This is a genomic window from Streptomyces sp. NPDC006335 (genome assembly GCF_040612795.1).
Taxonomy (GTDB): Bacteria; Actinomycetota; Actinomycetes; order Streptomycetales; family Streptomycetaceae; genus Streptomyces.
Window position 1 is genome coordinate 122181 of sequence record NZ_JBEXQX010000022.1, and the last position, 12359, is coordinate 134539.

Sequence of the window (12359 nt, forward strand, 5' to 3'; positions counted from 1 at the left end):
CCCGCACCCGACGGACGACCCGACCCGGCACCCCCAGACACAGCCGATCCCCGGAACCCGGTGACAATGAACCGGTGCGGTACAGAATCCTCGGTGTCACCCAGGCAACGGACGACGACGGCACCGTCATACCTCTCGGCGGCCCCCGTGTCCGAAGCCTGCTCGCCGCCCTCGCTCTCCGCGCCGGCCGTACCGCGAGCTCCGAGACGCTGATCGACGAGGTCTGGGGGGAGGACCCGCCTCAGGACGCCCCGGGCGCGCTGCAGGCACTGGTGGGCCGTCTCCGTCGTACCGTCGGCAAGGACGCGATCGTGTCCGGCCCGGGCGGCTACCGGCTGGTCGCGGACGAGGACGACGTGGATCTGTACGTCTTCGAACAGCTCGTCCGGCGTGGAACAGCCGCCCTGGCTCACGGCGACGCGCGCACGGCCGCCCGGGATCTCACCGCCGCCCTCGCCCTGTGGCGCGGTGACGCCCTCGCCGACCTGCCCGACCGCACCGCCGCGACCCGCCCCGAGGCACTGCGCATGGAGGCCACCCGGGCCCGCGTCGAGGCGGATCTGCTGCTCGGCCGGGCCCCGGACGTCGTACCGGAGTTGAAGGAGCTGGCAGCAGCGCATCCGTACGACGAGCCGCTGCACGTCCTGCTCATCCGGGCCCTGCGCGACAGTGGCCGCGGTGCCGACGCCCTCGCCGCCTACGAGACGGTCCGCCGGGCCCTCGCCGACGGCCTCGGTGCCGACCCGGGACCGGAACTGCGGGACCTGCACGGCGAGTTGCTCACGGCCCCGCTGAGCCGTCCCCGTACCGAACGCACCGGCAACATCCGTCCGCGCCTTACCTCTTTCGTGGGCCGGGAACCCGAGCTCGACGCCATCCGTTCCGCATTGCACAGGGCCCGCCTCGTCACCCTCACCGGACCGGGCGGATCCGGAAAGACCCGTCTCGCCGAGGAAGCCGCCGCCGGGCTCCCGCAGGCGTGGCTCGTCGAGCTCGCCCCGCTCGACCGGCCGGAGGCGGTGCCCGGCGCGGTGGTCAGCGCGCTCGGTCTGCGCGAGACCGTGCTCAAGACCACCGAGTTCACGGCCCCGCAGGACGACCCGCTCGCCCTGCTCGTCGAGTACTGCGCCCCGCGCAGCCAACTCCTGGTCCTTGACAACTGCGAACATGTCATCGAGGCGGCGGCCCATCTCGCGGAGACCCTCCTCACCCGCTGCCCGGGGCTCACCGTCCTCGCCACCAGCCGTGAACCCCTGGGCGTGCCGGGCGAGTCCGTGCGCCCGGTCGAGCCCCTCCTCCCCGACCAGGCCCACCGCCTCTTCGCCGAGCGCGCCCTCGCCGTCCGTCCCGACGCGGAGACCGTGCTCGCCGACAAGGAGGCCGTCGCCGAGATCTGCCGGCGTCTGGACGGTCTGCCGCTCGCCATCGAACTCGCGGCGGCCCGCCTGCGCCTGCTCACCCCCCGCCAGATCGCCGACCGCCTCGACGACCGCTTCCGCCTCCTGACCTCCGGCAGCCGTACCGTCCTGCCCCGCCAGCAGACCCTGCGGGCCGTCGTCGACTGGTCCTGGGAACTGCTCGACGAGCGGGAGCGGACCCTGCTGCGCGAGGTGTCGGTGTTCGCGGGCGGCTGGGACCTGGAGGCGGCGGAGGCGGTGTGCACCGGGCCGGCCGCCGAGCTCCTGGGCGCACTCGTCGACAAGTCCCTCATCGTCGCCACCCCGGACGAGCGGGACGGCTCCGACGGCATGCGCTACCGCATGCTGGAGACCATCCACGAGTACGCCGTCGAGCGCGCCGCCGAATGCCCCGAGCTGCGCGCCACGGCCGAGCTCCGGCACCGCGCGTGGGTGCGCGCGCTCGTCGAGGAGGCCGAACCGGAGCTGCGGTCGGCCGGGCAGCTCCCGTGGATCTCCCGCCTGGAGTCCGAACTGGACAACATCCGCGCGGCCTTCGACCGCACCCTCGCCGCGGGCGACGAGACGGAGGCGGCCGCCCTGGCCCTCGACATGGGCTGGTTCTGGTGGCTGCGCAACTACCGCCGCGAGGGCATGACCTCGGTGGACAGGGTCCTGCGCCTCGGGGTGGCCCTGGACACGGCGGCTCAGACGGGTCGGCAGGCCGCACCGTCGGACGGCGAGGTGGAGGACCCGATCGACGCCTACCTCACCACGGCGCACACCGAGACGCACCACCCGGCACACCGGCTGCGCATGAACCTGCGCATGCTCCATCTCTTCCTCATGGCCGAGACAGAGCCCATGGACGGCGACCTGGACCCCCGCCTGCACCGCTATGTGGAACTCGTCCGGAACCACTTCGCGCAGGGTGGTCCCGACGCCGCCCGTCTCCCCGGCCTCGTCTGGCCGATGATCAGCCTCACGCTCAGAGGCCCGGGAGACATCCGCCCCCTGATGGACATCTCCGTCGCCCACTGCCGCGCCCACGGCGACGACTGGGCCGTGGCCGCCGCCCTGATGCTCCGCACCCACATGGTGGTCGACTCCTCGGGCGGCATGACCGGCGTCGACGACGACCTGGAGGAACTGCGCGTCCTCAGCCGCCGCGCGGGCGACCGCTGGCTCCGCGCCCAGGTCAGCAGTGCGGCCGGTGAGGCGGCCATGGCCCGTGGCCTCCCCGTGGAGGCCAAGAAGGAGTACGAGGAGGCGCTGCGTCTGGCCCACGAGGTGGGGGCGTACGCCGAGACGCCGTTCCTCATCGCCCGGCTCGCCGAGGCCGCGTACCGCACCGGCGACCGCGCCACCGCGCTGACCACCCTGGACGAGGCGAGTGCCGCCGGTGACCGGTACGGCGTCCCGGAGACCCGGGCGTTCGTCCGGCTGATGCGGGCCCTCATGGCCCTGGAGGACAAGGACCTCGCCCGTGCGCGCGAGCTGGTCGACGCGGTCCGCGAGCAGGTCGGCCAGTCGCCCCCGCCGCCCCAGTTCACGGTGATGCTGAACTCCGTCGCCGCGATGGTGACGGCCGCCGAGTCGGGTCCGGAGCACGGACTGCCCATGCTCGCGGACACCCTTCGCGAGGCGATCGAGAAGCGGTGTGCCGACGCGGTCGTGGCGGCGCTCGTGGACGGCGCGGCGACCCTGCTCCGCGACCTCGGCGACCTCCCGCGCGCGGCCCGGCTGCTCGCCGCCGCCGAGCGGTGGCGCGGCGGCCACCCGCGTCCCCACCCCGAACGCGTCGAGGTGGAGCGCGCCGAGGCCGACGTCCGCGCCGGCCTCGGCCCCGTGCGCTACGCGGCGGAACGATCCCGGGGCACGGCCCTTACCCCGGCCGAGGCCCTCGCCGAGCTCGACGAAGTGGTGCGGGCGCGGCGCCTCATGAGCACCTGAACTTCGACTCCGCCCAGTCCGCGAGCATCAGGTCGTCGAAGGGACTGTGCGGCTCGACCACCAGCCGTACGGTCCGGTGACCGGCGAGGTTCACATGGACGGGCACGGCCGGGTCACCGCCCTCGACCAGTCCCGACCGCCACAACCGGACCCCGTCGGCGTACACGGAGAAGTAGACCTTGCCGAGGCCCAGCGTCATGTCGTCGACGCCGGCCATCGCATCGTAGGAGGAGCAGGCGCGGTTGAGGTCGATCGTGACGGAGGAGCGGCCGTGCACGGTCACGCCGTGGGCGTACTCCCGGTCGGCGACCGAGACGCCGTAGCGCTGCCACACCCAACTGCTCTCGCCGATCCGCATCTCGGGCGCGCTGCCGTCGCCGGAGACGTCGTAGGCCAGCTCGCTCCACTGGTAGACGGCTGGCAGAGGCGGGGGAGGCGGCGTCGGAGTGGGCGTGGGGGTGGGTTTCGGGGGCGGTTTCGGTTTCTGGGTGGGGGGCGGGGTGGGCGTCGGGGTGGGCTTCGTGGGCGGTGCGGGGGGTGCGGGCTTGGGGGTGCGGGTCGGCGTCGGCGTCGGGGACGAGGCGGCCACCGCGACCGGGACCAGTGGGGGCTCCGGTTTCTTCGGGGAGGGCGAGGGGGCGGGGTCGGCCGGTTCGACGACCGGCGCGGATGCCGGGGGCTTGGCGTCGTGCTTCCTGGTCGGGCTGTCGTCGCCGATCAGCGCGAGCGCCACCGCGGCGGCGGCCACGGCGACCACACCGGCCGCGATGCCGGCCTTCACCGGCGCGCCGAGCCCTTCCGAGGCCGCGGCGCCGCCCGCGCCCGCCCCGCCCGAGGAGCCCCCGCCCGCCGCGGCGGCCGCGCCCGCGGCACCGGCGGCTCCGGCCCCGGCGCCGCCCGCGATGAGCCCGACGGCCTTGGCGTATCCGGCGGCCCCGAACCAGCCGATGACCGCGATCGGTACGACGGCGGGGATCCCGCCGGCGACTTCCTTGATCTGGCCCGCGGCCAGCCGGCACTTGGCGCACTCGTCCAGGTGCTTGCGCAGGCCGCGTTCGGCACGGGTGCGCAGGCTGCCGCGGGCGTAGGCGCCGAGCCGGTCGGCATAGCGGGCGCACTCCTCGTCGGTGGCGAGGGTCGCGCTGACGTGGGCCTGGAGATAGGCCTGCTTGAGGCCCTCGCGGGCGCGGCTGGCCAGCACGCGCGTGCCGTTGGCGTCGAGCCCGAAGAGCGTGGCGACCTCGCTGGGCGACTCGTCCTCGACCTCGGTGTGCCACAGCACGGCCTGCCAGCGCTCGGGCAGCGACCGGAAGGCCTGCATGGCCATGGACTGCTCGGCCACGTGCATCGCGCGCACGTCGGCGCCGAGGTCGAGTGTGTCGTCGTCGGAGATGTCCGAGGTGCGCGCGGCCTGGGCGGCGAACACCGCGAAGTCGTCGACGAGCTGTTCCCGCTTCGCCGACTTCGTCCAGCCGGCGGCGACGCGGCGGACGCTGGTGAGCAGATACGCGCGTACGGCGTGCTCGGGGCCGTGGCCGCCGCGCACCGCCTGGAGCATGCGGGCGAAGACCTCGGCGGTGAGGTCGTCCGCGGTGTGGGCGTCGCGGCAGCAGGTGCGGGCGTAGCGGCGCACCGCGTCCGCGTGGCGGCGGTAGAGCGCCTCGTAGGCCGTGTCGTCGCCGGAGCGCATCCGCTCGATCAGCGCGGCGTCGGACGGCGGAGTCTCCCGTGGTGACGGCAGGATGCTGCCGTCCTCGCGTCGGTCGCGCTGGGCCGGGACGCTGCCCTCGACCGGTTCGCCGCCCTGGGCCGGGATGCCGCCCTGCGGGATGCCCGCGCGGCCGCCCTGGCCCGGCACCTGGGGAGTGCCCCCGGCTTCCCCGTCGCCCTCACCGAGGGGTTCGTTCCGCCCGTCAACGCTCATCGCGGAATGCCCCCGCCGCCGGCCCAACCAGTCCCCAACACCGGGTCAGAGTGCCATAGTGGATTTTGGTCAGCGCCCCGCTGTACGGCGCATCCACTCATCCGTGGGGACTTCCCGCACGGCAGTACTGAGCATCACCCGGATGGGGAAGACTCAACTGTCACGCCGGTGCAGGAGTTGGCTCAGCGTGGGGTCACGCGTCCGGAACACGCCGGGATGTGCCGGGGTGCGGACGGCAGTCCGACCGCACCCCGCTGTCACCCTTTCGAGTCACACCGGCCGGGACCGCAGCCCCTCCAGCAGGATGTCCAGCAGCCGCGCCGAGGCCGCCGCCTGCTGCGCCGCGTCCGGCAGCGAGGGCGCCGCGGTCGCGATCACCAGCAGGACGTCCGACACCGACACGTCGGTCCGCAGCTCACCGGCAGCCCGGGCCCGGTCCACGAGCTGGCCCACGACCTCCAGCAGCGCCGCCGCCCCGGCGTCGTCGTCTGCGGAGACCAGCGGTGCCTCCTCGGGCACCAGCCGCAGCTCCCCGGAGCCCGGGGTCGTCCGCTGCTGCGGCACCCGCGCCCCGTCGTAGCCGTCGGACACCTCGTCGGCGACCCCGACCCGCAGCACCTGCGGCGGCAGCAGCCGCCCGGCGCCGGACGCGACCGACGTGCGCAGGAAGCGCGACAGCGCCGACCACGGCTCGTCCTCCTGACCGAGCGCCGCCCGTGCCTGGTCGGTCAGCCGGGAGGTCTCCTCCTCGGCTATCCGCCGGACCAGGACGTCCTTGCTCGGGAAGCGCCGGTACACCGTGCCGACACCGACCCGGGCGCGCCGCGCCACGTCCTCCATCGGCGCGCCGTAACCCAGCTCGCCGAAGACCTCGCGCGCCGCGCGCAGTACGTGTTCCAGGTTGCGCTGTGCGTCCACGCGCAGCGGGGCCGAACGCGATCCGTCACGTCCGTTGCCCGCCGCGCTCATCGCCGAGCCCATCGCGCCGCCCATCGCACCGCCACCGGGTGCGATCGCGGACGCGGTGGACCAATGAGTGTCCTGAATGTGCATGAATGTTCCCCCGGTAATGACGTCTCCCCCCGGAGACTCTCCCCGCCATAGAAAGCCGGAGCGTACGGAACAAGCCCGTTTCACGAGTCCGCCCGTCGCGGACCCGGAGCGCATCCCCCTACACCCCGTCGACACACGAACATAGTTGAGTGGGGGTCAATTCAGAAGGGGCAGGTTCCGCACGGAGCGCCCCCCGATCGGAGTACGGGTGGCAAACGCCCCGATTGCACCCCCTCCGCCCGCCCGGCGCACACCCGTTGACCTGCGAACCTTCCGCGCCCCCCGACGATTCGGCCAACCCGGCGCGCCGACGACTTCCGGTCACACAAATTGTCGAGGCTGTGGACAAACTCAAGCGACGGGTGCGTCATGGGATGGTGAAGGAACGTGCGCGCATTCTGGTTGTCGGCGGTGGCTACGTCGGGATGTACACGGCTCTGCGTCTCCAGCGGAAGCTGAAACGGGAACTCGACCGGGGCGAAGTCGAGATCACCATCGTCACACCCGACCCGTACATGACCTATCAGCCGTTCCTGCCCGAAGCGGCCGCCGGATCCATCTCCCCGCGTCACGTCGTCGTACCGCTGCGCCGCGTCCTCGACCGGTGCCGTGTCCTGGTCGGCGAGGCCACCGCCATCGACCACGCCAAGCGCACCGCCTCCGTCACCACCCTCGCCACCGAGGAGGAGCGCACGGGCGGCGAGCAGCTCTCCTACGACGAACTCGTCCTCGCCCCGGGTTCGATCGCGCGCACCCTGCCGATCCCCGGACTCGCCGACCACGGCATCGGGTTCAAGACGGTCGAGGAGGCCATCGGCCTGCGCAACCACGTCATCGAACAGATGGACATCGCCTCCTCCACCCGCGACCCCGCGATCCGCGACGCGGCCCTCACCTTCGTCTTCGTCGGCGGCGGCTACGCGGGCGTGGAGGCGCTCGGCGAGCTGGAGGACATGGCCCGCTACACCGCGCGCTACTACCACAACGTCCGCCCCGAGGACATGAAGTGGATCCTCGTCGAGGCCTCCGACCGCATCCTCCCCGAGGTCGGCGAGGACATGGGCCGCTACACGGTCAGCGAACTGCGCCGCCGCAACATCGACGTACGACTGAACACCCGCCTGGAGTCCTGCGTGGACCGCGTCGCCGTCCTCAGCGACGGCAACCGCTTCCCCACGCGTACGGTCGTATGGACCGCCGGCGTGAAACCCAGCCCCCTCCTCGCCGCCACCGACCTCCCGCTCAATGAGCGAGGTCGGCTGAAGTGCACCCCCCAGCTCACCGTGGAGGGCACCACGCACGCGTGGGCGGCCGGAGACGCGGCCGCCGTCCCCGACGTCACCGCCGAGGAGCCCGGCAGGGAGACCGCCCCCAACGCCCAGCACGCCGTACGCCAGGCGAGGGTCCTCGGCGACAACATCGCGCACGCGCTGCGCGGCGAGCCCCTGGAGACGTACTCCCACAAGTACGTCGGCTCGGTGGCCTCCCTGGGCCTCCACAAAGGTGTCGCGTACGTCTACGGACGCAAGCTGAAGGGCTACCCTGCCTGGTTCATGCACCGCGTCTACCACCTCAGCAGGGTCCCCACCTTCAACCGCAAGGCCCGTGTCCTGGCCGAATGGACCCTGTCGGGGCTCTTCAAGCGGGAGATCGTCTCCCTCGGTTCCCTCGAACATCCCCGCGCGGAGTTCGAACTCGCGGCCGGTGGAAAACATCCTCACGACCCGACGAACGACCCGAAGGGGTCGTCCTGACCGGACCGAGGAACTCCACGGACCGCCCCGGCGTCTGACGGATGTCGACCCGGTCGGTCACCCTGCCAGACTGGTGCCCGACTTCGGACGGGCAGCCGCCCGCCCCTCGAACCAAGAGGTCTTCCCACCGTGCTGCACCCCCGGGCTGCCGTCCCCAGCCCCCCGGCCGGGCCCGGAGCCGGCCCGAAGACGCCGAAGACGACGACACGAGGCAAGGATTCGTGAACTTCACGCGCTGGAGCGCCCGCCTCCCCGGAACGCAGCGCCGCGCCGCAGCGCGGACCGACGACCTGGTCACCGAGGACCGCCTGAGCGAGGGAGCCGTCCCCGCGGCCCGCGCCGAACAACTGACCGTGCCGGTCCCCGCCGTCGACGAACTGCCCGTACGCGAAGTCCTCGACCGGGTCCCCGCCCTCGTCGCCCTCGTCCACGGCCCCGACCACCGCCTCGCCTACGTCAACGACGCCTATGTCGTCGCCTTCGGTCTGCGCCCCACGGGCGAACCGGCCCGCGAAGCCCTCCCGGAGCTCCACGAGATCGGCCTCCTTCCCCTCCTCGACCAGGTCCTGCGCAGCGGCAAGCCGCGCACGGTCAAGTCCCGCAAGGCCCCCGACGGCCGCTCCTACACCTTCACCTGCACGCCGGTGACCCAAGGAGACGGCCGCGGCAGCGGTGTCCTCGTGTTCGCGACCGACGTCACCGACCACGCCGAGGCCGCCGAACGCCTCAGAGCCAGCGAACGCCGCCAGCGCGAGACCGCCGTCACCCTCCAGCGCTCCCTGCTCCCCCAGGAACTGGAGGAGCCCGACGACCTGCGCATCGCCGCCACCTACCACCCCGGCGGCACGGAGGCCGCGGTCGGCGGCGACTGGTACGACGTCATCACCCTCGGCGGCGGCCGCACGGCCCTCGTCATCGGCGACGTCATGGGCCGCGGGGTGCGCGCGGCGGCGGTGATGGGCCAACTCCGCACGGCGGTCAGGGCCTACGCCCGCCTGGACCTCCCGCCGCACGAGATCCTCCAGCTCCTGGACGGCCTCGCCATGGAGATCGACGCCAACCAGATCGCCACCTGCGTGTACGCCATCCATGACCCGAACGAGGGCAAGCTGGTCTACGCCTCGGCCGGCCACCTGCCCATCCTGGTCCGCGACGAGAGCGGCGTCGTCCTGCGCGCCGACGAACCCACCGGCCCGCCGCTGGGCACCGGCGGCTGGATGCACGCCTCGGGGTCCATCCCGCTCGGCCCCGGCTCCACAGCCGTCCTCTACACGGACGGCCTGGTCGAGCGTCGCAACGAAGACCTCGACGAGGGCATCGCCGCCCTGGAGCGCGCCCTGGCCGGCGCCACCGGCACCCCCCAGGTGATCTGCGACCGCCTGGTCCGCTCGGCCGGCGTCACCGCCGAGCACGACGACGACGTGGCCGTCATGGTCCTCCAGCACCCGGCGCACACGGGCTCCGACAGCGATCTCTTCCGCAACGCCGCCCTGGAACTGCTGGGCGGAGTCGAGGCGGCTCCACGCGCGCGTGCGTTCGCCTCCGGCGTGCTGACCAGTTGGCGGTTCCCGGTGGAACTGCACGACCTGGGCGTACTGGCCGTGAGCGAACTCGTCGCCAACTCGCTCCAGCACGGGACTCCGCCCATGCGTCTGCGCCTGCGCCGCACCGACCGTCGGCTGATCGTCGAGGTGACGGACGGGGACGACCACCTGCCCCGGCGCCGCAGGGCGGAGCCGGGGGACGAGTCCGGTCGCGGGATCGCCATCGTGGCGACCATCGCGTCGAACTGGGGGTCGCGGCGGACGCCGGGGGGCGGGAAGGCGGTCTGGTGCGAGTTCGTGCTGCCCAAGGGGTAGCGGCCTGAGGGAGCGGGGCGCTGCGCGCGCGTGGGCGCTTGTCGCGCAGTTCCCCGCGCCCCTGAGGAGTTGCAGCTAGGCAGCCAGAGACTTCGCCGTTGATCCACCCTGTGCCACCACACGGCTCTTCCGCAGCGAAGGCTGGTTCTGTACCGGGGTCAGCTGCCTGCCCAGACGTATGGCCAGGTAGGTGATGCCCAGCGAGAACAGCAGGAACGTCACGATGTACGGCGTGGGCAGAGAGGCTCCCAGCGGACCGCCCACCGCCGGACCGACCGCCAGGGCGAGCTGCTTCACCAGAGCGAAGGCGGAGTTGTACTGCCCCGCCATCCCCTCCGGCGCCAGATCGGCCACCAGCGGGGCCACCGTCGGCGACAGCATCGCCTCACCCAGTCCGAACAGCGCGTACGTCGACACGAACGCGGCCGTGGCCATCTCCTGGCTGCCGTGCCCGAGGCCCGCGTAGCCCGCGGTCACCCACGCCACGGCCCAGATGAGTCCGACCAGGGCAATCACCCGGGAGCGCCTCCGCCGCTCGACGAACCTCAGTACGGCGAACTGCGCGATCACGATCATCGCGGTGTTGGCGGCCAGGGCCGTGCCCAGCGCGGAGGTGGAGATACCGGCGGCCTCGACGCCGTAGGCGCTCAGGCCCGACTCGAACTGTCCGTAGCAGGCGAAGAACAGCACGAAGCCCAGCACGCACAGCTGCACCATGGCCCGGTTGCCGAGCAACTGCTTCCAGCTTCCCTTGGCCGACCGGGTGGGGGCGCCCTCGACGCGCGGCGCGTGCGGCAGCCGCAGGGTCGTCATCACGACCACCAGCAGCAGGAACATCGCCGCCTCGATCGCGAACAGCAGGGTGAAGGACGCCGTGCTCGACGTGTCGACGAGATGCCCGCCGATGAGACCGCCGACGCCCAGCCCGAGGTTCTGCAGGAAGAACTGCGTCGCGAAGGCGCGGGAGCGCGTCTCCGAGGGGGAGCAGTCCACGATCATCGTCGCCAGCGCCGGCTGCATCACGGCCTGGCCGGCCCCGAGCGCGGCCGCGGACAGCAGCACAGTGGGCGCATGGCCCGCGAGCCCCAGGCTGAGCGACCCGACGGCGGCCATGACCAGAGCGGTGAGCAGCACCGGGAGCGGGCCCCGCCGGACGATGGCCCGCCCGGCGAACGGCAGCACGACCAGCGCCGCCACCGCGAAGACAGCGAGGACCAGCCCCGCCGTCATGGCTCCAAGGCCCCGCACCTGCGCCACGTAGACATACAGATAGGGGACGGTGAAACCGAGCCCGAACGCGCTGAGTGCGTTGCCCACGTGGATCCGACGCATCGCTGCGCCCCTCGCCCTGGTCACGTTCACCTCTCTCAGTAGTTAGGAGTGAAGACTTCAAAGCTAAACTTCGAAGCTAAAGAGTACATACTGAAGGACTTCAAGGCAAAGGAGGCGCGTGCCATACTGCGCCCATGGCCGAGACCCCTGGCATCCCCGAGCCCACGCTCGAAGAGCAGATCGCCGCCTACCAGCGCGAGTTCCAGGACCTCGACCCCCAGGTCGAGCAGATCGTCTCGGCGCTCTCCCGCCTGAACCGCCGTATGAACGTCGCCTACGGCCGCCAGACCGCCGACCTCGGCATCAGCAACGCCGAGTGGGAGGTCCTCAAGGCACTCGTACTCTCCGGGGCCCCCTATCGGATGGGCCCCAGTGACCTCGCCAAGCGCCTCGGTCTCACGCCGGCCGCGATGACCCACCGGATCGACCGCATGCTCGCCGAGGGACTGGTGACCCGGGAGCGGGACGAGTCCAATCGCGTCCGCGTGATCGTGGAGCTGACCGCCGAGGGCCGCGAGAAGTGGCTGGCGGCGATGCGCCTCGCCACGGTCTTCGAGGAGGACCTGCTCCAGGACCTGTCCGCAGAGGAGCGCAACACCCTCGGCGACGTCCTCACTCGGCTGTTGCGTAGGGTGGAGCACGCACAGCCGGACGCCGGCGGGCGACTCAGGGACCTCGACTGAAAAGATCTTGACAGAGGGGCCTTGACACGCCCCCTGCCGGATCCGTAGAGTTCTTCGGGTTGCCGCGGGGACGTAACGGTTCTGCGGTAGCACCTCCGCCGCGAGAGCGGCCACTCAAACCAGCAAAACGATCTCCCAGCCGGGATGAATTCGGCGTGCCCGAATTCAATTCGATTTGGGTGCGGCTCCTCGATTTGGGACCGCAGCGAGAGTCCGCTAAGGTTTGAGACGTCGGAACGGCCCAACAGTCGGGAAGACAAGCCCCCTCTGACTGGGAATCAGGCCCGAAAGGATCTGATAGAGTCGGAACCGCCGGAAAGGGAAACGCGGAAGCGGGAACCTGGAAAGCACCGAGGAAATCGGAACCGGAAACGGTCTGATAGAGTCGGAAACGCAAGACCGAA

At 72.0% G+C, this 12359-nt stretch carries 7 protein-coding genes; 4 read left to right on the forward strand and 3 right to left on the reverse strand.

All coding sequences use genetic code 11. The annotated features are described in order from the left end of the window. Nucleotides 1-74: 74 nt before the first annotated feature. The gene (locus tag ABZ098_RS39170) at nt 75-3350 is read left to right on the forward strand and encodes a BTAD domain-containing putative transcriptional regulator (RefSeq protein WP_356598762.1); all 3276 of its coding nucleotides are present in this window, start codon (nt 75-77) and stop codon (nt 3348-3350) included. On the opposite strand, the gene ABZ098_RS39175 is transcribed toward ABZ098_RS39170, so the two are convergent. Both ABZ098_RS39175 and ABZ098_RS39180 read right to left on the reverse strand, forming a co-directional pair. Next, nucleotides 3337-5274 carry a sigma-70 family RNA polymerase sigma factor gene (locus ABZ098_RS39175; protein WP_356598763.1) on the reverse strand — a complete coding sequence of 646 codons (1938 nt, stop codon included), beginning with the start codon at nt 5272-5274 and terminating at the stop codon, nt 3337-3339. The genes ABZ098_RS39170 and ABZ098_RS39175 overlap by 14 nt on opposite strands. Before the next feature lie 270 nt (nt 5275-5544). After that, on the reverse strand, nt 5545-6327 hold the full coding sequence (locus ABZ098_RS39180; RefSeq protein WP_356598765.1) for a helix-turn-helix domain-containing protein: 783 nt from the start codon (nt 6325-6327) through the stop codon (nt 5545-5547). A gap of 374 nt (nt 6328-6701) precedes the next feature. Between ABZ098_RS39180 and ABZ098_RS39185 the strand changes: the two genes are divergently transcribed. Beyond that, nucleotides 6702-8081 (forward strand): NAD(P)/FAD-dependent oxidoreductase, encoded by a 1380-nt coding sequence (locus ABZ098_RS39185; RefSeq protein WP_356598767.1) that lies wholly within the window; start codon nt 6702-6704, stop codon nt 8079-8081. Nucleotides 8082-8302: 221 nt separating this feature from the next. Continuing rightward, on the forward strand, nt 8303-9940 hold the full coding sequence (locus ABZ098_RS39190) for a SpoIIE family protein phosphatase (RefSeq protein ID WP_356598769.1): 1638 nt from the start codon (nt 8303-8305) through the stop codon (nt 9938-9940). Between the two features lie 75 nt (nt 9941-10015). Here ABZ098_RS39190 and ABZ098_RS39195 read toward each other — a convergent pair whose 3' ends face one another. Further along, complete coding sequence (locus tag ABZ098_RS39195) at nt 10016-11272, reverse strand: MFS transporter (protein ID WP_356598771.1); 1257 nt, start codon at nt 11270-11272, stop codon at nt 10016-10018. A 134-nt stretch (nt 11273-11406) separates the two neighbouring features. On the opposite strand from ABZ098_RS39195, the gene ABZ098_RS39200 reads away from it, so the two are divergent. Continuing rightward, the gene (locus ABZ098_RS39200) at nt 11407-11955 is read left to right on the forward strand and encodes a MarR family transcriptional regulator (RefSeq protein ID WP_356598773.1); all 549 of its coding nucleotides are present in this window, start codon (nt 11407-11409) and stop codon (nt 11953-11955) included. The last annotated feature ends 404 nt before the right edge of the window (nt 11956-12359 follow it).